The sequence below is a fragment of the Zooshikella ganghwensis DSM 15267 genome (assembly GCF_000428585.1).
GTDB classification, from domain to species: domain Bacteria; phylum Pseudomonadota; class Gammaproteobacteria; order Pseudomonadales; family Zooshikellaceae; genus Zooshikella; species Zooshikella ganghwensis.
This window is the reverse complement of the sequence record NZ_AUAF01000062.1, coordinates 1-26,374: the sequence shown is the minus strand read 5'-3', so window position 1 is coordinate 26,374 and position 26,374 is coordinate 1. Positions and strand designations below refer to the sequence as shown.

Below are 26,374 nucleotides of genomic sequence, written 5' to 3'. Positions count from 1 at the left end.
ATCTTTAACTTGGTTTAGCTTCCATCCGCTACCAAGCAAAATCACTGCATTGATTTTATACGCTGCATGACGATTGCGCTCAGCCCTGTGAGCTATGCGCAACGCCTTTAATTCTTCTTCTGTGAGCCAAAATCCTTTCATGGTCGCAAAGGATATACAATTTCCCTTGTTAAATCAAAAGATTAAACCTAATTCTCAAACGCTATGGGTATACATCCAAGTAAGGCTGTTTATTAATTACCTATGGCCTGTTTGCACTATTAGAATATATAAAAAAAGCTGCAATATGCAGCTTTTAATGTACAACCTTTATTTTAAATTTCAATTAATTACTTCTTTTTCTTTTTACGCTTTTTTTCCTGTTTTTTAACATGCTGAACTAATCGTTTTTTCTTAGCAACTTGCCTATCTGTTAGCTTATTTTTTTTGCCTGCAAATGGATTTTCCCCCGTTCTAAATTCAATTTGAATGGGTGAACCTACAATCTTAAGTTCTCGACGAAAAGTATTTTCCAGATAGCGTTGGTAAGTTTGCGGCACTGCTGCTGTCTGATTGCCATGAATCACAACAAGTGGCGGATTTAAACCTCCCAAGTGAGCATACCGTAATTTGATACGATGGCCATTCACTAAAGGCGGCTGGTGGTCTGCAACAGCATCTTCCAACAAACGTGTCAGACGGTTGCTGGACCAGCGTGTTGTTGCTGCTTTATAGGCTTCATTCACAGACTCATATAGATTGCCTACTCCACTGCCATGTAGCGCGGAAATAAAATGAATTCGGGCAAAATTAGCAAACCCCAACCGGTATTCAAGCTCGTCTTTTATATCTTGCTTTACACGCTGCTCTAAGCCATCCCATTTATTGACGGCAATCACCAAAGCTCGACCTGTTTCAATTACGAAGCCTAATAAATGAAGATCTTGTTCAACCAGCCCTGTTCTAGCATCCAGTACTAAAATGACAACATTGGCATCACGAATAGCCTGCAAGGTTTTTACAACAGAAAACTTTTCAATTGACTCAGCTACGCGACCACGGCGACGTACACCTGCAGTATCAATCAAGGTATATCGCTGATCATTGCGCTCAAAAGGGATGTACACACTATCACGAGTGGTACCTGCATGGTCATAGACCACAACCCGTTCTTCACCCAACAAGCGGTTTACAAGTGTTGATTTGCCAACATTTGGACGGCCGACAATCGCCACTTTGGTTCCATGCTCACGCTCAACCTCAGATTCTGCAGAAGCTGATTGTTCAGTTAGCTCAACAGAACTATCTCCAGTCGATATCACTCCATCGGCAGATAGACCTTCAGCAAGCAACTCTTCTTCTGATACAAAGGGAGTAATTTCAACCTCAGGCTGAGGAAACAATGTCATAACCTGATTGATCATACTGCGCACATTACGTCCATGGGCTGCAGCTATACCGACTGTTTCAGTGATGCCTAACTGATAAAACTCACTCTTGGCAACATCATCATCAATGCCATCTATTTTATTCACAATCAGAAATGTTGGTTTATTTCGTGTGCGCAAGTGCTGTCCAATCATCTCGTCAGCGGCAGTCAGACCTACCCTGGCATCGACCATGAAAAGCACGGCATCAGCTTCTTCTATGGCCTGCAGAGACTGTTGAGCCATAGCAGCATCAATGCCTTCTTCATTACCAGAAATACCGCCAGTATCAATGACAATATAATCCCGATCTCCCAGCTTGCCTTCACCATACTGGCGATCACGAGTGAGCCCTGCATAATTTGCCACTAAAGCATCTCGAGAGCGGGTTAAACGATTAAATAATGTTGACTTACCAACATTAGGCCGGCCGACTAGCGCGATAACTGGATTCATACCACTGAATACTCAACACAAGCAGATTACTCAACTGTTTAACTTTAGGGCAGTTTCTTGCTGTCCCATTGACTACACAGATAAGCTACTACTTTATTTAATGATCAATATATTGCTACTTTGTAAAACTACTCTGCAACTAAGCTCACCAGTTTTCAAAATAGTTTTACAAAGCATATCCTCCTGATACCCAGCAGGATACTAGCTCTAATACGAGTATAAACAAAACGGCTGCTTAACGAGTAAGCAGCCGTTTTGTTTAAGCTAACATATTAGTCTTCGTCTTTTAAGTCTACTTTCAATGCAGCCAGCTCACCGCCTCGTCCATAAACAAAAAGTAGTACACCATCAGACTGAGGAGCCACCTCGACGCCATCACCATCGACTTTAATTCGTCCGGCAAACTGCCCATCTAGCTGAGACAAAAAGTGCACGTAGCCTTCATAGTCACCTACTGCAATGTAATTACTATGTGCCGCTGGTGGGGTAACTTTTCTATACTCAAGTTCAGTTTGTGTCCACTGTGTATCACCTGTTTCCTGGTCTAGTGCTGTAACATGCCCATTAGTACCTGACATATACAAGTTACCAAACCCTTGAGCTAAACCACCATAACTTGAGGCTTCCTGCTGCCAAAGTATACCTCCACTGCGTGGATCTATTGCCACAGCATTTCCCTGATAGCTAACGGCATAAAGCTTGTTCTCATTGAGTAGCAAAGGTCCATCAATATCAACCATTCGCTCTAGCTCATTACGTCCTTTTGGAATTGCCACCTTTTGCTTCCAGATCTGGAAGCCTCGATCCGCAACAAAGGCCTTAACTTCACCATCAGCAAAACCACTGAACACAGCACCAGATACAATGAGAGGTGTGCTGGTACCTTGCAGACTTAAAATCGGCTGACTCCCTTCATAAATCCAAACCTGGTCACCATTATTAATATCAAGTGCAATCAACTTATCATCTTTGGTATGTACGACAACTACCGAACCATCTGTTGCTGCTGGCGCTAAAATCTCACTACTTAACTGGGCACGCCACAATTCACTACCATCTGCTTGACTCAGTGCAACCAGCTCTCCCGCCTGAGTTCCAATAAAGACTTTGTCATAACCCGCAGCAACGCCACCCATCACTTTTTCATCAAGCTCAATGGACCAGTTTTCCTCACCTGAGTCTGAGTTAAGAGAATATACGTCGCCATTAATATCGCAGACAAACAGCTTACCACCATCAATTGCTGGCACTAGCTTGACATAGCGGTGACCATCCACCCCGTCACCAATTTGTTTACTCCACACTTCATCAATTTTGATGGTTTCTTCAAAATTGGCTAACGGCTTTGGCTCCAGCACAACCTCATCTTCCGAATCAAAGATACTGCATGCTGAAAGTATTACCGCCATCGAGAGAACAGTGGTTATTTTTAAAGGTTTAGGAATATCGCGCTTCATCTACGCACCTTCCTTCGCAACAGCGATGTTATCAAGCTTAACTTGGATAGTAGGGTCAACCTGCTCGGCTTTTTCTCCTGCAGCAATTGCCTTAGTATACGCCTCACGTGCTTCACTCAGTTTATTAAGTGCTACATAGAAGTCACCTTTAGCATGTTCATACGACATTAGGTAAGCTTTGGCATCAACATTATTAATCAAATCCAGAGCCTGTTGTGCATTTTCAGCATTTTGAGCAAAAACAACACGTGCCAAACGAAGCTTTGCTAACAGCGCTATGTTTTCTTCAGGCTTTTGATCTAATACCCATTGTAGCTCCTGCTGCGCTTTTTCCAGATCATCATCTTTTACACCCTGCTGTGCTCGCAAAAGGGCGGCAAATTGAGCATATGTTGAGCCACTATAATCAGCTTTCAACTTACCCACTAAATGATTAAAGGTAGATAAGTCATTTTCAGATAACGTACCAAACTGTCCTTTGTTAACGACATTTATAACATCTTGAAAAAGTGCTGAAGCCTCTGCAGCTTGCGCATCTTGGTAGTTATTCCAAGCTTTGTATCCAAAAACACCCGCCAGTGCGATAGCTAGGCCAACAACAATCGCAGACCCATTTTCTTTCCACCATTGCTTGATGACTTCAATTTGTTCTTCTTCAGTACGGTAACTATCCACCCTAAGCTCCTATAAAAAGTCTGCAAAAATCTGCAAAATCTGCATGTCAACTGCTTGCATGTTGCCTGCAAGGGACATCTACGGCCAGCAAACCCGAAAAGCCCAAACCCGAAAAATCATGTACTTTGGGTATGATGCGCTTAAGTAAAACGTATGTGTTTAGAATTATTTGACCACAATGCCACACATTTTGTTAATCAGATTTTTATACTTCACATGCGGCATTTGGCATAAAAGCCCAGTTTTGTTAAAAGATCCTTAAAAATGACTAACAAAAGCCTGTCAGGAATCTAAGGTTAGCCCTGACAGGTTTTTTTATAAATAACTATTCTGCAAAAGACTGCTCAGCAACCCAGGCTGTCGCTTCAGGCAAAGACATCACCTGTTGAGCGCCTTCTCCCCGCAATGGTTTAATGGCAACCGTTCCTTCCTGAAGCTCATTTTCACCAATGATGATGGCGATATGCGCTCCACTTTTATCGGCTTTTTTCATCTGACTCTTAAAGCTACCACCACCACAGTTCATCTTCAGTCGAATACCTGGGACATTATTCCTAATAGTCTCAGCCACTTGGAATGCATACACCGTAATATTTTCGCCGGCAGCAACCAGATAGACATCAACATGGTTATAAACTGTCTCAGGCACAACCTTCAGGGTTTCCAAAAGCAGAATTAAGCGCTCAATACCCATACCAAAACCAACCGCTGGTGTTGGTTTACCTCCCAGTTGCTCAACGAGACCATCGTAACGTCCGCCGCCACAAACTGTGCCTTGTGCACCAAGCTCATCAGTAACCCATTCGAAAACAGTTTTTGAGTAGTAATCCAATCCTCTTACCAGCTTTGGATTAACCTCAAATTCAATACCTGCTGCCGATAACAACGCTTTAAGCTGTTCAAAGTGCTGTTTGGATTCATCATCCAGATAATCCAGCAACATGGGAGCATCAGTCAGAATAGCCTGAGTGTCCGGATTTTTACTATCAAGTACACGCAGAGGGTTGCTGTATAAACGCTTCTGGCTATCTGCATCCAGCTTATATTGATGCTTTTCCAGATAAGCAATGAGTGCCTCACGATGTGCTTTACGGCTTTCAGGTGTACCTAATGAATTAAGCTGCAAAGACACCGCCTTATCAATACCCAGTCTGCGCCAAAGTCGCGCAGTCAAGATAATAACCTCTGCATCAATATCCGGTCCGGCCATGCCAAAGCACTCTAAACCAAGCTGGTGGAACTGGCGATAACGACCTTTTTGTGGCCGCTCATAGCGAAACATTGGGCCCATATACCACAAACGCTGTACTTGGTTATGCAGCAAACCTTGTTGTAAAGCAGCCCTTACTGCGCCAGCTGTACCTTCCGGACGTAATGTTATGCTTTCATCATTACGGTCAGCAAAGGTGTACATTTCTTTTTCAACAATGTCCGTCACTTCACCAATCGACCGCTTAAATAAATCTGTGCTTTCAACGAGTGGTGTGCGTAACTCGGAATAGCCATAAGCGCTCAGCACCTCATGGATATGATGCTCCACATACTGCCATAAGGGACTTTGGCTAGGGAGGATATCATTCATTCCACGAATTGCTTGAATTTGTGTGGCCAACGCTCTTTACCTATCAAATTAAAGTGACAAACTAAAACCACGACGCCGCTAAGCACCGTGGCCACAACATGTATTAAGGGGAAATAGTTTACGGATTATTTATAAGACTTCCAGCACAGCAGCACACTCTTTTTACATCTATTACTAAACTTTGATGATGGTGTTAGCTTCTTCAGCCTGGCGCTGAGCTATTTTTTCCCTAATTTTTCGCTCAAGCTCATCCACCAAACCATTATTAGTGACTTTATAACTAGGCTTTCCATCTTCATACAATAGATTATTGGGTGAGCCACCTGTTAAGCCAATATCGGCTTCACGAGCTTCACCAGGACCGTTTACCACACAACCAATAACTGCAACATCCAGAGGTGTAGTGATATCTTCCAGCCGAACCTCAAGCTCATTCATGGTTTTGATGACATCAAAGTTTTGTCTTGAGCAACTTGGGCATGCTACAAAGTTAATGCCTTTTGCCCGCAATTTGAGGCTTTTTAAAATATCGAAGCCTACTTTGATTTCTTGTACAGGATCTGCGGCTAACGAAACCCTTAATGTGTCGCCAATCCCATCCATCAAGAGCATACCCAGGCCAATCGATGACTTAACTGTACCCGAGCGAAAGGCTCCTGCTTCAGTGATGCCTAAATGCAATGGCTGTTCTATTTGTGCTGCCAGTAAGCGATAAGCTGCCACTGTAGTAAATACATCTGATGCTTTGAGGCTGACTTTAAACTCCTGAAAATCCAGCCGATCTAGTATTTCAATATGGCGTAACGCTGACTCAACCAACGCAGCAGGTGTTGGCTCGCCATACTTTTTCTGCAAGTCTTTTTCTAGTGAGCCTGCATTGACTCCAATACGAATAGGAATATTACGATCTCGAGCAGCATCCACTACAGCTCGCACACGTTCTTCTCGACCAATATTGCCAGGATTAATTCTTAAGCAGTCAACGCCATGCTCAGCGACTTTAAGCGCAATACGGTAATCAAAGTGAATATCAGCAATTAACGGCACATTCACCTGCTGGCGAATGGCTGCAAATGCCTCTGCAGCGTCCATAGAGGGCACTGAAACACGAACAATATCTGCACCAACTTCTTCCAGCTGTTTAATCTGTCCAACGGTTGCCGCAACGTCGCAGGTTTCAGTATTAGTCATACTCTGGACAGAAATGGGTGCATCACCACCTACGGGTACATTACCCACCATAATCTGTCTGGATTTACGTCTTTTAATGGGTGATTCAACTTGCATAGCGATTTATTCTGAGTCCTGTCCTAGTACAAAGTTAGCTACATTTCCTCGTGAACGTCCCTCCAAGCTCACGCTATTATCATTAAATGTCAATCGCTCAACAGCGTTTACATTGCCTAAAACGATTTTCACCGGTCCAGAGTGTGAAACACTTATAGAATTTCCAGCCTGTTTCAAACCTGCGGCCAACATTTTATTGGTTTTTGCATCACGTACTTCTACCCAGCATTCATTTTTAAAAACAGCTGTAAGGGTATTTTCATGCTTTACCGTAACCACTGCTGCTGACTCATTACCTGATGATGTACTTTCAGTTACAGCCGTATCAGCATCATGATCTTCAGCTACCGCTTGACCAGATAGAGGTCCGCCAGAAACACTTTCAACGTCGTTTTGTTCATCCGTATTGCTAGCTTGCTCTGATGACAAGATCTCAGTAGCTGGGACTTCAGTAGGTAGTTGCTGTTCCTCTATTGACTCTTCAGGCTGTTCAGCAGAAAGCGCATGGTCAGTTGTTACTTCTTCAGCAGGATCAGGTATTAAATCGGAAACAACATTTTCACCATCAACTGTCTCAACCATTATTTGCTCAGCACTGGTGTCTGCATCCAATGCTTCACTATTTTGGCGTTGTAGCAAGTCATATCGCCACCAGACAATCGTCATAATGACTAAAACAATAATGACTAAATAGCTAAACCATTTAACCAGCGGGGTATGTGCTGCCGCTTGAGTAGATACTTTTTGAACAGGCTCAGGGCAGTGTGCTTCAGGCTTTTTCCCGGTATAGCTATCAAAGGCTTTAGCTACAATATCGCGATTCAAGCCAACTCTTCTTGCATAGTTACAAACATAGCCTCGTGCAAAGGTTAAGCCTGGTAACTCTTCAAAGTTATCCTGCTCAATTGCGGCTACATAGGTTACTGAGATTTTCAGTTGATTGGCGATCGCCTCTTGCGTTATGCCTTGATCGAGGCGCGCCTGGCGCAATAAAGCACCAGGCGTTAAGACAGCTTGTTCTTGAGGGGGTAAATTGTCTTCTTTCTTAAGGTTTTTCATTCGCCATCATACCTTGATACTGCTTTAGTTCAGAAGAACCAGGATACATTTTACGCAGCTGTAAGCCATAACTTGCCATACGGTCATTATCATTGAAAGCCTTAGCTATTTGTATCCCTATCAGCAGTGAACGTGCATCTTGTGAGGCAAGTTGAGTAAAGGCCTCGTAATGCTTTTGCGCTTCACTAAAGTTGGACTGCTTAAACAGAAGATTTGACAACTCTAAATGAGCGCGAGGTAAGCCTTTATTTAAGCGCAGTGCACGGCGAAAGCTAGCCTCTGCAGCCTCATTATCTTTTAGTTTTAACAGCGTTAATCCCAAATTTTCAAAGCTGCGACTCCGCTCAGAATAGTCGGTATTATCTGCAGCCTTTTTAAAATACTCAGCTGCCTCATCATAACGCCCAATATCATACAAAAAAGCAGCATAGTTGTTGTTAGTTTCAGGATCACTCCGATCTTCCCACAAGGCTTTTCGGAAATACTTCTCTGCCAGCTCTACCTCACCGTCTTGGTGATAAGTTAGGGCTAATACACTTAATGCTCTAACCGAGTCACTGTCATATTTCAAAGCACGCTCAAGCTTATCCCGAGCATTTTCGGTATCACCTTCACGTAAATAGGCGATGCCCAAATTAACATAACTCTCTGCTGCTTTTTCTCGATCAACTTCAGGTTTACCGCCTGTCGTAACACATCCCGTTAACTGCCATGCTAATAACCCCGTCAACAATAACGCTTTGGCTTTTCTCATTTGATCCCCCAGATAATAAGACAATTGCCACGTGTTACTGTTATTTTTTATGATCTATCTCACACTGGCAACTGTTTCGTGTTAATTAACTGAGTTTGATTGAGATAACGTTGGCTACGACGGGTTCTATCTTGGACTTTTCCTGCCAACTGACCACAGGCAGCATCAATATCATCACCACGGGTTTTTCGAACTGTCGTATTATACCCAGCTGCCAAAAGAATCTCTTGAAAACGGCGTATAGCATTATTACTGGGCCGTTGGTATGAAGACAAAGAAAAGGGATTGAAGGGAATTAAATTTATTTTACAAGGAATATTTTTTAACAGTGGTATCAGCTCTTCAGCCTGTTGCTGCTGGTCATTAACCCCTTTAATTAAAGTATACTCAATGGTAATCCGCCGCTTATCCGCCAGGCCATTCATGTAATCCTGACACGCTGGTAATAAAACTTCCAAAGGGTAACGCTTGTTAATTGGTACAAGCTCATTACGCAAGGCATTATTAGGTGCATGCAACGACAGCGCCAGAGAGACATCAGTGTATTTGCCTAGCTCTTTTAACGCGGGTACGACACCTGAAGTACTTAATGTGACTCGACGCTTTGAGAGACCAAAACCAAGGTCATCCATCATTAAATTCATGGATGCCACTACATTATCGAAGTTAAGAAGAGGCTCTCCCATCCCCATCATAACCACATTGGTGATGCTTCGATCTTGCTTATGAGGAACATTGTTAAAAGACTTAGCCGCAATCCACACCTGACCAATAATCTCTGCAGCCGTTAAATCAGAGTTAAACCCTTGCTTGCCCGTTGAGCAAAAACTACAGTCCAATGCACAGCCAGCTTGAGAGGATACACATAGCGTTCCTCGCCCGCTCTCAGGGATAAATACCGTCTCTACACAACTACCACTGGCTACTTCAATAATCCATTTACGGGTTCCATCTGCGGAATGATCACAGCTGACAACTTTAGGGCCTCTGATTTCAGCACACTCACTGAGTTTTGTTCTTAGCCCTTTACCCAGATTGGTCATCTGCTCAAAGTCATCCACGCCATAGTGGTAAATCCACTTCATAACCTGAGTTGCACGAAATTTTTTCTCACCAATAGACTCGAAATACGCCTCTAACATCGGGCGTGGCAAACCTAACAGGTTAACTTTTTGTGCATCACTCATCGTGAACTTACCTACAGTACAGACGTGGACATCAATCAAACTAGCGAGTGCGTGGGCATACTTCGTCGCTGCTAAAGAAGTAAGCTACTTCGCGCGCAGCAGACGTTTCAGAATCAGAGCCGTGGACTGCATTCTCATCAATTGTTGATGCAAACTCAGCACGAATAGTGCCAGCAGCAGCTTCTTGAGGGTTAGTAGCACCCATCAACTCACGGTTTTTAACAATGGCATTCTCGCCTTCAAGCGCTGAAACAACCACTGGACCTGATGTCATGAATGCAACGAGGTCGTTAAAGAAAGGGCGCTCTTTGTGTTCAGCATAAAAGCCTTCAGCCTGCTCTTTAGACAAGTGAAGCATTTTAGTAGCAACAATTTTCAGGCCTGCTTCTTCAAAGCGGCTGAAAATTTTACCAATGACATTTTTAGAAACAGCATCGGGTTTAATAATTGAGAGAGTACGTTCTACTGACATGTTATTCTCCACAAAACCGTAACAGTTAATGGCAAATGGGTGGTTTACAATGCTCTATGCCCATCAATTAAACAGCATCATTAATGATGGGCATAATACACAAAACCCGCGGATTATACGCAGGTTCAAGTAAAATAACAGCCTCTTGACCGATGAGGTGACCGCTAATCAGTCGGCTTCTTCAATCCAGGCAGCTTGAATCGCTTCGAGTATTTTCTCACCACAGCGCTGAGGGTCATCATCAAAGCCCGGAAGTGCCATTACCCAGTTGCGTAAATCTACAAAGTTTACATAACGCGGATCAATATCCTGATACTGCTCTACCAGCTCAATCGCAATATCATTTACATCAGTCCAGCACAAACTCATTTGTCTGCTACCTCAATGTAAGAAAATCACCTAATGTCTTTCAGAGACCTGATTAACCGTATACTTCGGAATTTCTACAACGAGGTCAGTATCACCGACCAACGCCTGACAGCTCAAACGAGACTCAGGCTCCAAGCCCCATGCTTTATCCAGCATATCTTCTTCCAAGTCATCCGCAGGTTCCATAGAATAATAACCTTCGCGAACAACGACATGGCACGTAGTACATGCACAGGATTTTTCGCACGCATGCTCTATCTCAATATCATGACGCAATGCCACATCACATATAGACTCACCTGCTTCAGCTTCAACAACAGCGCCATCAGGGCATAGCTCATCATGAGGTAAAAAGACAATTTGTGGCATTACTGTTGTTCCTCAGTATCAAAATCTACAATCGAGTGACCTGACAACGCTTTGCTGACTGCTGCATTCATTCTACGGGCTGCAAACTCATCGGTTATTTTGGCTGTTTGCTCAATAGCTTGCTTTATAGCATCAGCATCTTCACCTTCAGCTAGTTGTTGCAGCTGAGCCACTTCACGGTCAACGTGCAGGCGCTCTTCAGTCGCCAGCAAGTGTCCATCCTCAGCTAGGGCAGAGGTTATAGCTTCCAGCAGTCGTTCAGCCTCTACCTGTTGCTCTTTAAGGTTACGCTGATCCGCGTCATCTTGAGCATGTTGATAAGAGTCCTGCAACATGGAAGAAATAAGCTCATCAGATAAACCGTACGATGGTTTAACTTCAACTGTACTTTCTATTCCCGTACTTAACTCTTGGGCATTCACACTCAAAAGCCCATCAGCATCAACCTGAAATGTAACCCGTACCTTAGCAGCACCAGCTACCATAGGAGGAATCCCTGACAGCACGAAACGAGCCAAGGAACGGTTATGCTCTACCAGTTCACGTTCTCCTTGAAGCACATGAATAGACATCGCCGTTTGGCCATCTTTATAAGTGGTAAATTCTTGGGCTCTCGCAATTGGGATGGTGGTATTTCGATGTATCACTTTTTCCATCAATCCCCCCATCGTTTCAAGTCCCAGTGATAACGGAATGACATCCAGTAACAGCATGTCATCAGAGCGCTTGTTACCTGCCAGTACATCAGCTTGGATAGCAGCGCCTAAGGCAACGACACGATCAGGATCTATAGAAATTAAAGGCTCCCGATTCAATAACGTAGAGACCGCGTGTCGAACAGCTGGAACGCGCGTTGAGCCTCCAACCATAACCACTTCATCAACTTCATTAACGTTTAAGTCAGCATCACGCAGCGCTCGCTTAACTGCGCGCAATGTCTTTTGAATCAGTGGCCGAAATAAATCATCACACTCTTCGCGTTGTAACAAACCTGACCAGTTTAGAAAGTTAACTTCAACCTCATTACTATTCGTTAGCGCTTCTTTTGCCTTACATGCAATCGAAAGAAGGGAACGCTGTTCTGACGTTGAAAGTGCCTCAGCCTTTAATCCAGCCTGCAGCATGATCCACTCAGCAATACAGTGGTCAAAGTCGTCCCCCCCTAAAGCCGAATCACCACCTGTTGCTAATACTTCAAAGACGCCTTTTGACAAACGCAAAATGGAGATATCAAAGGTGCCTCCACCTAAGTCATAAACAGCTATAACGCCATCCTGACGCTGGTCTAAACCATAAGCCACTGCGGCTGCGGTTGGCTCATTTAGCAGCCTCAGCACGTGGATGCCTGCTAGCCGCGCTGCATCCTTGGTTGCTTGGCGCTGTGCATCATCAAAGTAAGCAGGTACAGTTATAACAGCCCCGACTAAGTCCCCGTCCAGACTGGCCTTACCTCTAGCGATGAGCACCTTTAAGATTTCAGCAGAAACCTGCACGGGGTTAATTTCACCTGTACATGTCAACAGGTTAGGCATCCCATCAGTATCAACAAAACGATAGGGAGAGTAGTTACCCTGTTGCCGAATATCATGGAGTCCGCGCCCCATCATTCGCTTAACAGAAATAATGGTATTTTCAGGGTCTTCAGCTGCCTGTTGCTTGGCTTCAAGCCCCACACGAACGCCACCTGTCTGATAATGTACCACTGAAGGTAGCATGTGATGGCCTTGCTCATCAGCAAGGGTTTCTGGCGAACCACTGCGAACAGCCGCTACCAATGAGTTGGTTGTGCCTAAATCAATGCCTACTGCCAGCTTTCTTTGATGCGGCTTAGGACTTTGGCCGGGTTCAGATATCTGTAACAACGCCATCTTTAATCGTTTAACTTAATGTGGGTTAAAAATCGTCTAAAAGCTCTGCTTCAAGCTCAGTGACCTGTTGTTGTAATTTCGAGAAAAAGTGTAATTTTTGAACGACAACAACAGCTTGCACTAATGCGACAGGGTCTTTTTGATCCCATAGGTTTGAAAAGGCTTTAAAAAGGTCTTTTAATCGCTCATCTACGGTTGTTTGCAACTCTTGAAGGGCTACCTCAGTGTCTACTGCAGAGCGCACTTCTTCTAGCGCTTCACGAAGTGCCATTTGCTCCATCAAGAACTCACTATCAAATACCGTCGTACGGTCTAGCTGAGGGTCTACCCCTTGTAATTTCAATAAATACTCTGCACGAAGTAAATCTGAACGCAATGCTTGATAGGCTTGGTTGATATGTGCTGTACACTGCACAGCTAAACGTTGTTGCTGCTGAGACTCAGCGGCAAAATTATCAGGATGGAATGATCGCTGTAATGCTCGATATTTTTCTGCAAGTTTTGCTTTATCGACATTAAAGCCAGGCGCAAGCGTAAACAACTCAAAATAATTCTGCTTTAGCTCAAGCATCTGAAGATCTCTTCACTACTCAGTTAAATTGAAAAGCTCTCACCACAACCACACTCGCCTTTCACGTTTGGGTTGTTAAACTTGAAGCCTTCATTGAGTCCTTCTTTGACAAAGTCAAGTTCAGTACCATCCAAGTAAACTAAGCTTTTGGGATCAACGTAAAGCTGAACTCCGCCTTGCTCAAACAGTTTATCCTCAGGTGCTGCATCATCAACAAACTCAAGTACATAAGCCAAACCAGAGCAGCCTGTCGTCTTGACCCCTAAGCGAATCCCGACCCCTTTACCACGGCTAGCTATCTGTTGACTGATATGGTTGATGGCAGCTGTGGTCATTGTGATTGCCATACATGACTCCTCTCATAGCAATAATGCTGTAAAGGCAAGCGCTTTACAGCATTGTTCGCTTCAACTGTCAGTAGCGTTTAGCCAGCAGCTGCGCTGTTAGTAATATCAGACTCAGGTGATTGCTTGCTTTTGTAATCCTGAATAGCTGCTTTAATTGCATCTTCAGCTAATACAGAACAGTGAATTTTTACTGGTGGCAGTGCAAGCTCTTCTGCGATGGTTGCATTTTTAATCTCTGCAGCCTCATCAAGCGTCTTACCTTTCATCCATTCTGTTGCGAGTGAGCTTGACGCAATGGCAGAGCCACAGCCATACGTTTTAAATTTGGCGTCTTCAATCACACCTTGACCATTCACTTTAATCTGCAGACGCATAACGTCACCACATGCAGGTGCACCAACCATACCCGTACCTACTGCAGGGTCTGCGGTGTCCATTTTACCTACATTACGGGGGTTTTCGTAATGGTCTATGACTTTATCACTGTAAGCCATTTGATTAACTCCTCAGCACGAAATCAGGCAAAATTATTAGTGGGCAACCCATTCAACCTTACTCAGGTCGACACCATCTTTATACATATCCCACAAAGGCGATAACTCTCTTAACTTATCCACGGCAGTGCGCACTTTCTGTGCGGCATAATCTATTTCTTCTTCTGTGGTAAAGCGGCCAAAACTAAAGCGAATAGAGCTATGGGCTAATTCATCAGACAGGCCTAGCGCTCTCAATACATAGGATGGCTCAAGACTAGCGGAGGTGCATGCAGACCCCGAAGAAACAGCCAGATCTTTTAGTGCCATAATGAGTGACTCACCTTCAACAAAGTTAAAGCTTACATTTAGGTTGCTAGCCACACGCTGCTCAAAGCTACCATTGACATATATTTCTTCCATGTCCTTAATCTGATCCCAGAAACGATTACGTAGCTTTAACAATTTAGCTTGCTCAGCGACCATCTCTTCTTTTGCAATTCGAAAAGCTTCACCCATACCGACAATTTGATGAGTTGGCAAAGTACCAGAACGCATTCCTCGCTCATGACCACCACCATGGATCAAAGCCTCTAGCCGAACTCTTGGCTTACGACGCACATATAGTGCACCTATACCTTTTGGCCCGTAGCTCTTATGTCCAGAAAAGGACATTAAATCGACCTTCATGGCTTCCAAGTCAATCGCGACCTTGCCAGTGCTTTGGGCGGCATCAACATGGAAAAGGATATTTTTACTACGGGTAATTTCACCAATCGCCGCTATATCATTAACCACACCAATTTCATTATTAACATGCATGACAGATACTAAGATGGTGTCTTCACGAATAGCTTCTGCTACGGCTTCAGGGTGAATAATCCCTTCTTTATCTGGATCAAGGTAGGTCACTTCAAACCCTTCACGTTCTAACTGACGACAAGGGTCCAACACTGCTTTATGCTCTATACGGGAAGTAATAATGTGCTTACCTTTCTTGCTGTAGAAATGAGCAGCACCTTTGATAGCTAAGTTATCTGCTTCTGTCGCACCAGAGGTCCAGACAATTTCACGAGGATCACAGTTAACCAGCTCCGCAACTTGCTTTCGAGCCAACTCTACAGCCTCTTCTGCTTTCCAGCCAAAGGCATGCGAACGAGAAGCAGGGTTTCCAAACACACCATCAACCGTCAAATAATCAACCATTTTTTGGGCGACACGGGTATCTGCAGGTGTGGTGGCTGCATAGTCAAAGTAAATCGGAAGCTTCATGAGGTTAACAACTCCAACAAAAGGCTAATCTATTCAATCAGGCAAATTATATAATCTGTGACGTATTAATGCGCTCATCAAGTGAAGGATGATCTTGTTTTATTTGCTGTTTTTCATCCTGACGCGAAGCAACAAAGCGTACTTCTCGACGTGCCACCAAATCTGCGAGACTGATATTACTTAAAAAGGAATGAATCTGGTTACTCAAGTCACACCACAAGTGATGGGTGAGACAAATATCGCCCCGTTGACAATCATTACTCCCATGGCAACGAGTGGCATCAACGGTTTCATTAACAGCATCAATAACCTCAGCGACATGAATACCTGTGCTTTCACGGCTAAGACGATAACCACCACCAGGCCCACGTACACTGCTCACTAGCTGGCTACGACGTAGTTTGGCAAAAAGTTGTTCAAGATAAGAAAGAGAAATGCCCTGACGCTCAGAAATATCTGCTAATGCAACAGGGCCTTTTTCAGCATGCAGCGCTAGATCAAGCATTGCCGTAACGGCATAGCGCCCTTTGGTGGTTAAACGCATAATATCAGTCTCTTTATATGCCGCAGTTCATTAAAAAAGTCTTGCGACGTATTATGCTTTAACCAAGTAAATTGATCAAGTATTTAACCCTATGGTTTAGTCAAGTATGTGCCTATTTAGCCAGACACACTCTCTAACTCTCATTGGTTTCTTTCATTTTTTCTTTATGAACAGCCCGCTCTTCTTCATTAATAGTCTTTAAAGATGGTTCATGACTATCAACTGAATGCTCACTGACACACTCAAAATCTTCCTCTTTCAAAGCAGGCAAGTTGTTATCACAATAATCAACGCCCAAGTCTTTCAGTGCTTTACACATAACAACAATTTTATCATCCACGGCCAACATATGGTCTAAAATACCTGTCATTGCTTTCGCAACAGGGTCAGGCATATCAGATACACCATAAGCATCAAACCCCATCTTGTTTGCCATTGCTTGTCGTTTTGCATCCTCCTGAGACATTTCTGCATGCCGAATAATTCTTCCAGGTATGCCAACAACTGTTGCCCCTTCAGGTACTTCCTTGGTGACAACTGCATTAGAGCCAACCTTAGCATTATTACCGACCACAAAAGGTCCCAGGATCTTAGCGCCAGCACCTACTACCACACCATTTCCAAGTGTTGGGTGTCGTTTGCCTTTATTCCAGGTTGTACCACCCAGCGTTACTCCTTGATAAAGCGTGACATCATCACCAATTTCAGCTGTTTCACCTATGACCACTCCCATACCATGGTCGATAAAAAAGCGACGACCGATCTTAGCGCCAGGATGGATCTCAATTCCTGTCATCCAGCGTCCAAAGTTAGAAACAAAACGGGCAAACCACTTAAAACCTTTAATCCATAACTTATGACTTAAACGATGGAGTAACACTGCATGTACGCCAGGGTAATTGGTCAATACCTCAAAAGTATTGCGTGCAGCAGGATCACGGTGAAATACGCTGGCAATATCCTCTTTGACCCGTTCAAACATAACCACTCCTGTAACAAATAATTGTGTAATCGCTCCTGGCTATAGCGACTTTCGCTATAAATTTTGTAGTTATTAAAAAGCCTACCCTTGAGCTAAATTATTTATTTTTCGACTTATTTTGTGTCTGGCTTAGAATACCGCGCAAGATTTGAACTTCCTGTCGCTCTAAACGAGCACGCTGATATATTCGTCGAAGTTTAGTCATCATTGAGTGTGCTGAGGCACTTTTAAGAAAGTTAATTTGTTGTAGTGTTTGCTCAAGATGTTGGTACAAATGCTCTAACTCTGCACTGGTAGCCAGTGGCGCATCATGCCCAGACAAAGCTTCAAGCGATTGGCTTTGGTTGAGTTGCAACGCTTGCATTCTAATTTCATAGGTCATGACCTGAACTGCAGCACCAAGATTAAGCGAGCTATACGTTTCATTAGCAGGAATATGAACATGTAGCTGACACATTGCTAACTCATCATTTGTCAGACCATGCTCTTCTCGACCAAATATCAATGCAACTTCTCCCTGTTGCGCTTCTGCTAAAAGCTGTTGAGCACATTCCCGAGGATTCACTAAGGGCCAGGGTACTTTGCGCTGTCGGGCACTGGTTCCAACGACTAACTGACAGTCAGCCACAGCATCCGCGAGTGACTCAACCACCATTGCCTGCGCCAAGATATCATCTGCACCGGCTGCACGGCTGGTAGCATAAGGGTGAGGAAATTCATCGGGGGAAACAAGCACCAGTTTGGTAAGCCCCATGGTTTTCATCGCTCGAGCAACCGCACCAATATTTCCTGGATGGGAAGTATTTACTAAAACAATACGAATGCGTTCTAACACTGACCTTACTATCCTCAACTCACTAAAAAATCTAATCATCCTTTCTGGGTATATCCATTTCAAGCTGCTCTAAGCTTGTAATCAACAATAGCCGAAACAACCTCTTAAGTACTTCACCATGGATATAACTTACAGGATAAAGAAAATACAACAGACGCTAACTATATACTTTATCTCGATATATCTAAATCACTGACCACTCCAATCGCTTCCAACCTATATAGCAAAAAAACTGGCAGCAATTGATAAATACTAATAATAGTGACATCTAGGTTGAATGATTACGCTTAGTGTAACAAAACCTATGTTCAGGCTCTATGTAACTTTATCCGCACCTCTTAGTACAAATGGTTGACGCTATTCCCTCTCCCCACTAGCTATAAAAATAAGTAGTCATGCGGCTTATTGAACTGCAAAGTATTTGCTATAGTTAGCACCTTATGTTCTTTAACACCTCAAGTAGATGAGTCGCTATGCAACCTATGCTCAACATTGCCCTGCGTGCAGCTAGAAGCGCAGGAGAAGTCATACTCCGTGGCTATGAACAATTAGACCGCTTGGAAGTTGCTGAAAAAGCTCCACACGATTTCGTTACTCAAATTGACACTGCTGCAGAACGAACCATCATCAAAACGCTGCGTAAGGCTTACCCTGACCATAGTATTTTCGGTGAAGAGTCTGGTCATCAGGAAGGTAAAGGCAGCGGCAAAGATTATCTTTGGATTATTGACCCCCTTGATGGCACCAGTAACTTTATCCACGGTATTCCCCATTTTGCTGTCTCTATTGCCTGCCAGTACAAAGGCCGTATTGAACATGGCGTTGTCCTTGACCCTATCCGGGGAGAAGAATTTACTGCCTCGCGAGGTAAAGGGGCACAACTTAATGGCCATCGCATCAGAGTCAGCAACAGAAAGCAAATGCATGATGCTTTAATCGGTACAGGAATCCCCTTCCGTCAGGATCAAATGAAACACGCTGAAGCCTATTTTGGCATGATGAAAAACGTTGCTGAAAAAACTGCAGGTATTCGTCGTGGTGGTTCTGCTGCACTTGATCTTGCTTATGTTGCTGCTGGAAGACTTGATGGATTTTGGGAATATGGGCTGAATCAATACGACATGGCAGCAGGCATTCTGTTAATCCTCGAATCTGGGGGCTTGATAGGTGACTTTAGTGGCTCTCACAGTTACTTTGAAAGTGGTCAGGTCGCTTGTGGTAACCCAAAGTGCTTTAAATCACTTTTACAATTAATTCACCCCTACCTGACACCTGATATGAAAAAAGCCTAACGGCCTTGCGTTAATTGCCAAGGTTATCGTCAGCTTTATTAATAATAAAAGCTGACGATATTCTCGCTTTTTACCAAGGAATTAACTGACCATCATAGGCTACAAAACTACCTGAGTTTTCCAGTGATAAATTTTCCAGTAATTGTTTAATACCCTTAATTGATGTTTGAGTATCAATAAGCGCATTTGGCCCACCCATACGAGTCTTAACCCAACCTGGATGAATAATTGCAACTTTGACATTATCTCCAGCTAAATCAATGGCCAAACTTTTGGCAGCGGCATTTAACGCTGCTTTAGAACTTCGGTAAATGTAGCTCCCCCCACTGCCATTATCAGCAATACTACCCATCTTACTGCTCATTAACGCAATCTGTTTTAACTCACTTTGAATTACCTGCTTTAAAAAGTATTTAATAAAAATAAAAGGCGCTACACTATTTACATGCAGTACATTGAGCCATTCCTCAGTAGAAATATCATCAAACCCATACCCTTTAGGTCCATAAGCACCTGCATTCATAAAAAGCAAATCAATAGGCCGTTGTTTATACTTTTCTGCTAAACGTTGAATATCAACCTCTTGCAGAATATCCACTTGTTCAATACTAATGCTTGGATATTGCTCTGCCAAAGCTGTTAATTCATTTGCTTGCCCTGGCTGCCGACAACAGGCAATAACCTGCCAATGCTCACTGGCATACTGTTTTACCAGCTCTAAGCCTAATCCCCGACTCGCACCTGTAATTAACATTGTTTTCATAAATAACCTCATTAACTAGACGATATCTGTCTTATTTTATATTTAAAAAAAGCGGCTAATGCCGCTTTTTTTAAATATATAGAAGAAACCATTAATTTATGTTAAGGCATATCATCCACAACTTCTTCTTTTTCAGGTGGTAGCAAGTCTTCCCTGCTAACTTTCATAGCAATAAGCACATTTGCTGCAACATAAATAGATGAGTAAGTACCAATAACCACACCCACTATTAGTGCAAGAGAAAAGCTCTGCAATGACTCACCCGCAAATATTGCCAGTGCTGCTAACACTAACAATGTCGTAATGGAAGTTATCAACGTTCTACCCAGTGTTTGTGTCAGCGAGTAGTTAATAACTTCAATGGGTGTTGCAGTGTGCATAACCCGAAAGTTTTCACGAATACGGTCAGAGACCACAATTGTGTCATTTAACGAGTAACCAATAACCGCCAAAATCGCTGCAAGTACAGTTAAGTCAAAGGTGAATCCTGTTACCGCAAAAAAGCCCAAAGTGATAATCACATCATGGACCAGTGCTAATACAGCCCCTAACGCAAACTTCAACTGAAAACGCAGAGCAATGTAGATCAGCACCACAGCTAAAGCCAGCAACATTGCTAATCCACCTTTTTCTCGCAACTCCTCTCCAACTTGCGGTCCGACAAACTCTACTCGACGCAACTCAACGTTACCTGAAGAAGCTTTTGATAAAACCCCAGCAACTTTATCGCCCTGCTTGGGATCATCACCAGGTAAGCGAACCAGAATATCTGTTGCTGAGCCATACTCCTGCACAGTAGCTTGGTCATAACCGGCTTGCTTTAGCTGCTCCCGAATGTCATCAAGGCGAACAGGTTGTTCGTAGCCTAACTCAATCAGCGTTCCACCGGTAAAATCCAATCCATATTGCAGGTTATTAATAACCAGGGTACCAATTGAGCCAATTATTAGTGCTAACGAAAAGAAAACCGCCAGCACTCGAGCACTCATAAATTGAATAACACGCTCATTATTCATAATCGTTAACCTCTTGCTGGCCAATTAAATCCATAGTTTTTGCAACTGTTTACCACCCAAGACCATATTAACCATTGCCCGCGTAAACAAAATTGCGGTAAATAGCGAGGTCACGATCCCAATCGCCAAGGTCACAGCAAAACCCTGGACCGGCCCGGTACCAAAAGAAAGCAAAATGATTGCAACGATAAATGTTGTGATATTAGCATCCAAGATAGCCACAAATGCTCGATTATATCCTTCATGAATAGCTTGCTGAGGGGACAGGCCTTGTGCTAGTTCTTCCTTAATCCTTGAAAATATAAGCACATTGGCATCAACAGCCATCCCCACCGTTAGCACTATTCCTGCTATTCCTGGCAAAGTCAGGGTCGCCGAAAACATCGACAAGACCGCTATGAGCAAGACAAGGTTAAAGGTCAAAGCAATATTGGCAAACACACCAAACACTTTGTAGTACACCAGCATAAATGCCAGCACCAATGCAAAACCAACGGCAACTGACTTAAAGCCCATCTCAATATTTGCTTTACCTAAGCTTGGGCCAATTGTGCGCTCTTCAACAAAGTACATAGGTGCGGCTAGTGCACCAGCACGAAGTAATAGCGCTAACTCAGAAGACTCAGCAACACTATCCAAACCTGTGATACGGAATTGAGTGTTAAGCGCACTTTGAATAGTCGCCAAACTAATAATGTGCTTCTCTTCCCGGAAAGACTGCTTAATCTCAGTCACTTCCTTGCCATTAACTACTTTGGTGATTTCCTTTGGGGGAAGTGGCTTTTGCTCAATAAAAACCACAGCCATGCGGCGTCCAACATTATAACGTGTTGCCCGATTCATAAGATCACCACCATTACCGTTTAAGGTAATGTTTACTTGTGGTCGACCATTTTCATCAAAGCTGGCAGATGCATCAGAAACTAAGTCACCCGTTAAAATGACATCACGCTCTAAATTAGCAGGCGGATTTTTATCATCTCTGAAACGATACTGTTCAGTTGCTGTGGAATCTGCCTTAGCTTCCAAGCGAAACTCAAGATTCGCTGTTTTACCAATAATACCTTTAGCCTGCGCAGTATCTTGTACCCCTGGTAACTCAACAACAATTCTATTACGACCTTGGCGTTGGACTAATGGCTCTGAAACCCCAAGCTCATTCACTCGGTTACGGAGGGAAGTCAGGTTCTGCTTAATGGCATAATCTTCAATTTCTATTAGCCTGGATTCAGCAAAATTGTATGCCAACAGGTATTTATCACCATTATCGAAAGCACGCGTGGTCAGTTGGTTATGTTCAGCTTTTACCATACGCTCAGCTTTGTCTCGATCAGCCGCAGAACGAAATGAAAGCTGATGAGACTTATCCTCTAAAACCGGTGCATTGCGATAACGAATACCTTCTTTTCGTAACATTGTCCGGATTTCACTATCCAGTACTTTAAGGCGAGCATCTACGGCTTTATTCATGTCCACTTCAAGCAAAAAGTGAACACCACCACTCAAGTCTAAGCCTAGCTTCATTGGTTCAGCGCCAATGGATGCAAGCCATTCAGGCGTGGTAGGTGCTAAATTTAAAGCGACAATATAATCTGTCCCTAGCTGATCATGAAGATAAGACTTGGCTAATGCCTGATTATCCATTTCAGTCAGGCGAACAAGTAAACTTTCGTTTTCCAGTTCAATGGCTTTGACAGGAATTTTCGCAGTTTCAAGAATTTGCTTGGTACGCTCAACGAGTTGATCATCAACAGTTATTGAGCGACTATTGCTACGAATTTGTATGGCTGGATCAGCGGGATATAAATTTGGCAACGCATAAATACCGCCTACCACAATAACAAACACAATAAGCAAGTACTTCCACAACGGGTACTTATTGAGCATAGCTGTGCCCTGTTCCTTTTGGTTAACAAACATGTCAGGGCACACAACACTAATCAGTTATTACACTAGCCCTGACGAGTGATGATTAAATGGCTTTGATTGTACCCTTCGGTAAACTGGCCACAACAGCAGCCTTCTGAAAGTTAAGCTGGGTGTTATCATTAACCTGAAGAGTGATAAATTCATCAGACACTTTGGTAATTTTGCCAATAATGCCACCATTTGTGACCACCTCATCCCCTTTCTGGAGCTGGGACAACATTTGCTTATGCTCTTTTGCTTTTTTCTGTTGTGGCCTGATCAAAAGAAAATAAAAGATGGCAAAAAAACCAACCATCATCAAAGTCGTCACCCAGCCACCACCAGCAGGCTGCCCTGCAGCAGCATCCGCAAACGCTTGCTCAATAAACAAACTCATGCAACAAACTCCTCAACATTCACAATGTCAAAACCTAAAAATACAGCCCCATCATACAAACCAGAGTAATTACTCAGTGGTGAGTGGCGGAACATCCATGCCACGCGCATGATAAAACGCTGTCACAAAATCGTTCAATTTACCGGCTTCAATTGCTTCACGCAAACCGGCCATTACCCGCTGGTAGTAGCGTAAATTATGGATAGTGTTTAGCTGCGAACTAAGAATTTCACCACACTTATCTAAGTGATGTAGATATGCTCGACTGAAGTTCTGACAGGTATAACAATCGCAGGTTTCATCCAAAGGCCCTGTATCATGCTTATGTACTGCATTGCGAATTTTTACAACACCTGCAGCCGTAAATAAGTGCCCATTTCTTGCGTTGCGAGTAGGCATAACACAGTCAAACATATCAACCCCACGCCGCACGCCTTCAACCAAGTCTTCTGGAGTACCCACCCCCATCAAGTAGCGGGGTTTATTCTCCGGCATTAGCGGAGTAATGCCTTCTAATACACGAAACATATCGTTTTTTGGCTCGCCCACAGATAGGCCACCAATGGCATAACCATCAAAATCGATTGCTTTTAATCCTGCTAAAGACTGCTCTCGCAGGTGCTGATACATCCCACCCTGAATAATACCAAACAGTGCACTTGGACTATCACCGTGAGCTTCTCGACTTCGCTTAGCCCAACGGAGGGACATTTCCATCGACTTTTTGGCTTCGGATTCTGTTGCGGGATAAGGCGTACACTCATCAAAAATCATGACGATATCAGAACCTAGTGCACGCTGAACTTCCATTGAACGCTCAGGACTCAAAAACACCTTAGCACCATCAACGGGCGAGCGGAAAGAGACCCCTTCTTCTGTTATCTTGCGCATTTCTCCCAAGCTAAATACCTGAAAGCCGCCAGAGTCAGTCAAAATAGGCTTATTCCAACCATTAAAGTCATGCAAGCCACCATGTTTGCTGATAATTTCTGTGCCAGGCCTTAGCATCAGGTGAAAGGTATTTCCCAAAATAATTTGGGCACCAATAGCCTCTATATCCTTCGGCAACATACCCTTTACAGTGCCATAGGTTCCAACAGGCATAAAAGTTGGTGTTTCTACCACACCTCTTGGAAATACCAAGCGAGCACGCCGAGCCTGACCATCAGTTGTCAGTGTCTCAAAGCGCATAAAGCATTCTGATCTACTCATATAATTGCTAATTTGTAACCAATAAAGTCAACAGTTTACGCATTTCTGCGGCTTAACAGCATAGCATCACCGTAGCTAAAAAAACGATATTGCTCTGCCACCGCTATTTGATAAGCCTGCATGATATGCTCATAGCCCGCAAATGCGGATACTAACATCAGCAGCGTTGATTCTGGCAGATGAAAGTTAGTAACCATAAGGTCAACACACTGAAACTGATAGCCAGGGTATATAAAGATATCAGTTTCTCCATGATAAGGCTGAACATACCCTGAGCGTGATGCCGTTTCGAGCGACCTGACCGTTGTTGTTCCCACCGCAATCACTCTGCCACCACGCGCTTTCGTTGCAGCTATTTGGTCACAAACAGCTTGGCTTACCTCTAGATACTCACTATGCATTTTGTGCTCAGCAATGGTTTCAACCCTAACAGGTTGAAACGTCCCTGCTCCTACATGAAGGGTAACGAAGGCTTTTTCAACCCCCTTAGCTGCTAATTTGTCGAACAGTGCCTGATCAAAGTGCAAGCCAGCGGTGGGTGCAGCCACTGCACCTGCAGTTCGGCTGTATATTGTTTGATAGCGCTCACGATCAATTTGTGCATCATCACGGTCAATATATGGTGGTAGAGGAATATGTCCAATTTTCTCCAGCAGCGCTAACACAGGCTGCTCACCTAAAAAGCGGAGTACAAAAAGATCACCTTCACGCCACAACATTTCCGCTTGTATGCCCTCATCAAAGCAGAGTAATGTTCCAGGCTTAGGCGCTTTACTGGCACGAACATGTGCAAGTACTGAGTGCTGATCTTCTAGGATACGCTCAACCAGTACTTCCACTTTCCCACCAGTAGCTTTGGTACCGTATAACCTTGCAGGAATGACTTTTGTATCATTGAGTACAAGCAAGTCACCAGGTTGCATGTAATCAGCAATGTCCACAAATGACTTATGCTCAATAGCACCAGAGCTGCCATCAACAGCCATGAGGCGGCTTGAAGAACGCTGATCGGTAGGGTAACGAGCAATCTGCTCTGCTGGTAATTCGAAACTGAAATCTTTAACGCGCATACTATTCAATTAAACCGCAAAAAACGGCCATTTTAACGGAAATAGTTTTTTGAGACATTAACTTTATCAAGACACTCGATGTACAGTACTGATCAAACTGTATACAGCCAGCTGATTTAATTCACTTTTTACATCCTGCCTGGGTGTAAAAGCATTGACCTTCACAATGGGTTTGCTATACTGCGCCGCACATTTAGCCCGGGTGGCGAAATTGGTAGACGCAGGGGATTCAAAATCCCCCGCCTTTGCGGGTGTGTCGGTTCGAGTCCGACCCCGGGCACCATCGCCAAAGCTTAAGCATACAAAGCGTTTGCTTGCATACTTAAGACCTCATTAATTCACAACTCACGATCTTACTTGATCAGCACTTACTTAGTGCGATAGTAGCTTCGATTCCTTAATGATTCTTACGCATTCATTACAGTCTAATTAAGCATCACTGCTACCCAGTCAGTTCCTTTCAAACTTTTGGTACCTCAAATCGGGTAAGAGCTGGTATCTACCCAGCTCTCCCCACACCACCCTGCATGCGGGTCCGCACAGGGCGGTTCATTTAATTTATCCGTTAGGATAATGAATTTTGATCCACCCATCCCTTAGTGAAAATAATCCAGCCTTTTTCAGATAGTCATTATTTAATGCTTGTTGAATACCAGGTGTCTTTGAGCTGCGCCAAGGACCTTTACTGGTAAGACCACAGGCGACAGCAGCTTGAACATGGACACCCCGCTTTATTAAATTTCTGACTTTG

27 protein-coding genes and 1 tRNA gene are annotated in these 26,374 nt (G+C 43.7%); 2 read left to right on the top strand and 26 right to left on the bottom strand.

What is annotated here, in order from left to right; all coding sequences use genetic code 11:
- Positions 1 to 329 precede the first annotated feature (329 nt).
- From der to trmJ, 19 genes are all read right to left on the bottom strand, one after another.
- Positions 330 to 1,862, bottom strand: a complete 1,533-nt coding sequence (gene der / locus F607_RS0114220; RefSeq protein WP_027708623.1) for a ribosome biogenesis GTPase Der — start codon at positions 1,860 to 1,862, stop codon at positions 330 to 332.
- A 272-nt stretch (positions 1,863 to 2,134) separates the two neighbouring features.
- Positions 2,135 to 3,319: an outer membrane protein assembly factor BamB gene (gene bamB / locus F607_RS0114215; RefSeq protein WP_051311487.1), complete on the bottom strand. Its 1,185-nt coding sequence runs from the start codon at positions 3,317 to 3,319 to the stop codon at positions 2,135 to 2,137.
- The gene (locus tag F607_RS0114210; protein ID WP_027708621.1) at positions 3,320 to 3,994 is read right to left on the bottom strand and encodes a YfgM family protein; all 675 of its coding nucleotides are present in this window, start codon (positions 3,992 to 3,994) and stop codon (positions 3,320 to 3,322) included.
- 325 nt (positions 3,995 to 4,319) lie between these two features.
- A complete protein-coding gene (hisS, locus tag F607_RS0114205) occupies positions 4,320 to 5,606 on the bottom strand; it encodes a histidine--tRNA ligase (protein WP_027708620.1) in 1,287 nt (428 codons plus the stop codon).
- A gap of 144 nt (positions 5,607 to 5,750) precedes the next feature.
- Positions 5,751 to 6,863, bottom strand: coding sequence for a flavodoxin-dependent (E)-4-hydroxy-3-methylbut-2-enyl-diphosphate synthase (gene ispG / locus F607_RS0114200; RefSeq protein ID WP_038291403.1), 1,113 nt, complete (start codon positions 6,861 to 6,863; stop codon positions 5,751 to 5,753).
- 6 nt (positions 6,864 to 6,869) lie between these two features.
- Complete coding sequence (locus F607_RS0114195; protein WP_027708618.1) at positions 6,870 to 7,922, bottom strand: RodZ domain-containing protein; 1,053 nt, start codon at positions 7,920 to 7,922, stop codon at positions 6,870 to 6,872.
- Positions 7,909 to 8,676 (bottom strand): type IV pilus biogenesis/stability protein PilW, encoded by a 768-nt coding sequence (gene pilW, locus F607_RS0114190; RefSeq protein WP_027708617.1) that lies wholly within the window; start codon positions 8,674 to 8,676, stop codon positions 7,909 to 7,911. The genes F607_RS0114195 and pilW overlap by 14 nt, the downstream gene beginning before the upstream one ends.
- A gap of 59 nt (positions 8,677 to 8,735) precedes the next feature.
- Positions 8,736 to 9,863: a dual-specificity RNA methyltransferase RlmN gene (gene rlmN / locus F607_RS0114185; protein ID WP_027708616.1), complete on the bottom strand. Its 1,128-nt coding sequence runs from the start codon at positions 9,861 to 9,863 to the stop codon at positions 8,736 to 8,738.
- A 40-nt stretch (positions 9,864 to 9,903) separates the two neighbouring features.
- Positions 9,904 to 10,335, bottom strand: coding sequence for a nucleoside-diphosphate kinase (ndk, locus tag F607_RS0114180; RefSeq protein ID WP_027708615.1), 432 nt, complete (start codon positions 10,333 to 10,335; stop codon positions 9,904 to 9,906).
- A gap of 168 nt (positions 10,336 to 10,503) precedes the next feature.
- Positions 10,504 to 10,704, bottom strand: a complete 201-nt coding sequence (gene iscX / locus F607_RS0114175; protein WP_027708614.1) for a Fe-S cluster assembly protein IscX — start codon at positions 10,702 to 10,704, stop codon at positions 10,504 to 10,506.
- A gap of 30 nt (positions 10,705 to 10,734) precedes the next feature.
- Positions 10,735 to 11,073, bottom strand: a complete 339-nt coding sequence (fdx, locus tag F607_RS0114170; RefSeq protein WP_027708613.1) for an ISC system 2Fe-2S type ferredoxin — start codon at positions 11,071 to 11,073, stop codon at positions 10,735 to 10,737.
- Positions 11,073 to 12,941: a Fe-S protein assembly chaperone HscA gene (hscA, locus tag F607_RS0114165; RefSeq protein WP_027708612.1), complete on the bottom strand. Its 1,869-nt coding sequence runs from the start codon at positions 12,939 to 12,941 to the stop codon at positions 11,073 to 11,075. Before hscA ends, fdx begins: the two co-directional genes overlap by 1 nt.
- A gap of 25 nt (positions 12,942 to 12,966) precedes the next feature.
- Entirely contained in the window at positions 12,967 to 13,512 is a 546-nt protein-coding gene (gene hscB, locus F607_RS0114160) for a Fe-S protein assembly co-chaperone HscB (RefSeq protein WP_027708611.1), read from the bottom strand.
- Between the two features lie 23 nt (positions 13,513 to 13,535).
- On the bottom strand, positions 13,536 to 13,859 hold the full coding sequence (iscA, locus tag F607_RS0114155; RefSeq protein ID WP_027708610.1) for an iron-sulfur cluster assembly protein IscA: 324 nt from the start codon (positions 13,857 to 13,859) through the stop codon (positions 13,536 to 13,538).
- A gap of 77 nt (positions 13,860 to 13,936) precedes the next feature.
- Positions 13,937 to 14,353, bottom strand: a complete 417-nt coding sequence (gene iscU / locus F607_RS0114150; protein ID WP_027708609.1) for a Fe-S cluster assembly scaffold IscU — start codon at positions 14,351 to 14,353, stop codon at positions 13,937 to 13,939.
- Between the two features lie 36 nt (positions 14,354 to 14,389).
- A complete protein-coding gene (locus tag F607_RS0114145; protein ID WP_027708608.1) occupies positions 14,390 to 15,604 on the bottom strand; it encodes an IscS subfamily cysteine desulfurase in 1,215 nt (404 codons plus the stop codon).
- 46 nt (positions 15,605 to 15,650) lie between these two features.
- Positions 15,651 to 16,148 carry a Fe-S cluster assembly transcriptional regulator IscR gene (gene iscR, locus F607_RS0114140; protein WP_027708607.1) on the bottom strand — a complete coding sequence of 166 codons (498 nt, stop codon included), beginning with the start codon at positions 16,146 to 16,148 and terminating at the stop codon, positions 15,651 to 15,653.
- 133 nt (positions 16,149 to 16,281) lie between these two features.
- Entirely contained in the window at positions 16,282 to 17,130 is an 849-nt protein-coding gene (gene cysE, locus F607_RS29800) for a serine O-acetyltransferase (RefSeq protein ID WP_084611246.1), read from the bottom strand.
- 97 nt (positions 17,131 to 17,227) lie between these two features.
- Positions 17,228 to 17,965, bottom strand: a complete 738-nt coding sequence (trmJ, locus tag F607_RS0114130) for a tRNA (cytosine(32)/uridine(32)-2'-O)-methyltransferase TrmJ (RefSeq protein WP_027708606.1) — start codon at positions 17,963 to 17,965, stop codon at positions 17,228 to 17,230.
- A 473-nt stretch (positions 17,966 to 18,438) separates the two neighbouring features.
- Between trmJ and F607_RS0114125 the strand changes: the two genes are divergently transcribed.
- A complete protein-coding gene (locus tag F607_RS0114125) occupies positions 18,439 to 19,257 on the top strand; it encodes an inositol monophosphatase family protein (RefSeq protein WP_027708605.1) in 819 nt (272 codons plus the stop codon).
- Positions 19,258 to 19,327: 70 nt separating this feature from the next.
- Here the strand turns inward: F607_RS0114125 and F607_RS0114120 are convergent, their stop codons facing one another.
- The 6 genes from F607_RS0114120 to queA form a co-directional block, all read right to left on the bottom strand.
- Positions 19,328 to 20,020, bottom strand: coding sequence for an SDR family oxidoreductase (locus F607_RS0114120; protein ID WP_027708604.1), 693 nt, complete (start codon positions 20,018 to 20,020; stop codon positions 19,328 to 19,330).
- Positions 20,021 to 20,121: 101 nt separating this feature from the next.
- The gene (gene secF, locus F607_RS0114115) at positions 20,122 to 21,036 is read right to left on the bottom strand and encodes a protein translocase subunit SecF (protein ID WP_027708603.1); all 915 of its coding nucleotides are present in this window, start codon (positions 21,034 to 21,036) and stop codon (positions 20,122 to 20,124) included.
- A gap of 24 nt (positions 21,037 to 21,060) precedes the next feature.
- Entirely contained in the window at positions 21,061 to 22,923 is a 1,863-nt protein-coding gene (secD, locus tag F607_RS0114110) for a protein translocase subunit SecD (protein ID WP_027708602.1), read from the bottom strand.
- 85 nt (positions 22,924 to 23,008) lie between these two features.
- A complete protein-coding gene (gene yajC / locus F607_RS0114105; RefSeq protein ID WP_027708601.1) occupies positions 23,009 to 23,341 on the bottom strand; it encodes a preprotein translocase subunit YajC in 333 nt (110 codons plus the stop codon).
- 69 nt (positions 23,342 to 23,410) lie between these two features.
- The gene (gene tgt, locus F607_RS0114100) at positions 23,411 to 24,532 is read right to left on the bottom strand and encodes a tRNA guanosine(34) transglycosylase Tgt (protein ID WP_027708600.1); all 1,122 of its coding nucleotides are present in this window, start codon (positions 24,530 to 24,532) and stop codon (positions 23,411 to 23,413) included.
- A 56-nt stretch (positions 24,533 to 24,588) separates the two neighbouring features.
- Entirely contained in the window at positions 24,589 to 25,623 is a 1,035-nt protein-coding gene (gene queA, locus F607_RS0114095; protein WP_027708599.1) for a tRNA preQ1(34) S-adenosylmethionine ribosyltransferase-isomerase QueA, read from the bottom strand.
- A gap of 196 nt (positions 25,624 to 25,819) precedes the next feature.
- Here queA and F607_RS0114090 point away from each other — a divergent pair.
- Positions 25,820 to 25,906, top strand: a tRNA-Leu gene (locus F607_RS0114090).
- 275 nt (positions 25,907 to 26,181) lie between these two features.
- Here the strand turns inward: F607_RS0114090 and F607_RS29795 are convergent.
- Positions 26,182 to 26,374, bottom strand: a 193-nt coding sequence (locus F607_RS29795; protein WP_038291395.1) for a hypothetical protein, incomplete at its 5' end; no start/stop codon positions are given.

Bases quoted from the DNA above. Each gene is read 5' to 3' on its own strand.
- der (WP_027708623.1), bottom strand. From the start codon at position 1,862: ATGAATCCAGTTATCGCGCTAGTCGGCCGGCCTAATGTTGGTAAGTCA.
- bamB (WP_051311487.1), bottom strand. From the start codon at position 3,319: ATGAAGCGCGATATTCCTAAACCTTTAAAAATAACCACTGTTCTCTCG.
- ispG (WP_038291403.1), bottom strand. From the start codon at position 6,863: ATGCAAGTTGAATCACCCATTAAAAGACGTAAATCCAGACAGATTATG.
- F607_RS0114195 (WP_027708618.1), bottom strand. From the start codon at position 7,922: ATGAAAAACCTTAAGAAAGAAGACAATTTACCCCCTCAAGAACAAGCT.
- pilW (WP_027708617.1), bottom strand. From the start codon at position 8,676: ATGAGAAAAGCCAAAGCGTTATTGTTGACGGGGTTATTAGCATGGCAG.
- rlmN (WP_027708616.1), bottom strand. From the start codon at position 9,863: ATGAGTGATGCACAAAAAGTTAACCTGTTAGGTTTGCCACGCCCGATG.
- ndk (WP_027708615.1), bottom strand. From the start codon at position 10,335: ATGTCAGTAGAACGTACTCTCTCAATTATTAAACCCGATGCTGTTTCT.
- iscX (WP_027708614.1), bottom strand. From the start codon at position 10,704: ATGAGTTTGTGCTGGACTGATGTAAATGATATTGCGATTGAGCTGGTA.
- fdx (WP_027708613.1), bottom strand. From the start codon at position 11,073: ATGCCACAAATTGTCTTTTTACCTCATGATGAGCTATGCCCTGATGGC.
- hscA (WP_027708612.1), bottom strand. From the start codon at position 12,941: ATGGCGTTGTTACAGATATCTGAACCCGGCCAAAGTCCTAAGCCGCAT.
- hscB (WP_027708611.1), bottom strand. From the start codon at position 13,512: ATGCTTGAGCTAAAGCAGAATTATTTTGAGTTGTTTACGCTTGCGCCT.
- iscA (WP_027708610.1), bottom strand. From the start codon at position 13,859: ATGGCAATCACAATGACCACAGCTGCCATCAACCATATCAGTCAACAG.
- iscU (WP_027708609.1), bottom strand. From the start codon at position 14,353: ATGGCTTACAGTGATAAAGTCATAGACCATTACGAAAACCCCCGTAAT.
- F607_RS0114145 (WP_027708608.1), bottom strand. From the start codon at position 15,604: ATGAAGCTTCCGATTTACTTTGACTATGCAGCCACCACACCTGCAGAT.
- iscR (WP_027708607.1), bottom strand. From the start codon at position 16,148: ATGCGTTTAACCACCAAAGGGCGCTATGCCGTTACGGCAATGCTTGAT.
- cysE (WP_084611246.1), bottom strand. From the start codon at position 17,130: ATGTTTGAACGGGTCAAAGAGGATATTGCCAGCGTATTTCACCGTGAT.
- F607_RS0114125 (WP_027708605.1), top strand. From the start codon at position 18,439: ATGCAACCTATGCTCAACATTGCCCTGCGTGCAGCTAGAAGCGCAGGA.
- F607_RS0114120 (WP_027708604.1), bottom strand. From the start codon at position 20,020: ATGAAAACAATGTTAATTACAGGTGCGAGTCGGGGATTAGGCTTAGAG.
- secF (WP_027708603.1), bottom strand. From the start codon at position 21,036: ATGAATAATGAGCGTGTTATTCAATTTATGAGTGCTCGAGTGCTGGCG.
- secD (WP_027708602.1), bottom strand. From the start codon at position 22,923: ATGCTCAATAAGTACCCGTTGTGGAAGTACTTGCTTATTGTGTTTGTT.
- yajC (WP_027708601.1), bottom strand. From the start codon at position 23,341: ATGAGTTTGTTTATTGAGCAAGCGTTTGCGGATGCTGCTGCAGGGCAG.
- tgt (WP_027708600.1), bottom strand. From the start codon at position 24,532: ATGCGCTTTGAGACACTGACAACTGATGGTCAGGCTCGGCGTGCTCGC.
- queA (WP_027708599.1), bottom strand. From the start codon at position 25,623: ATGCGCGTTAAAGATTTCAGTTTCGAATTACCAGCAGAGCAGATTGCT.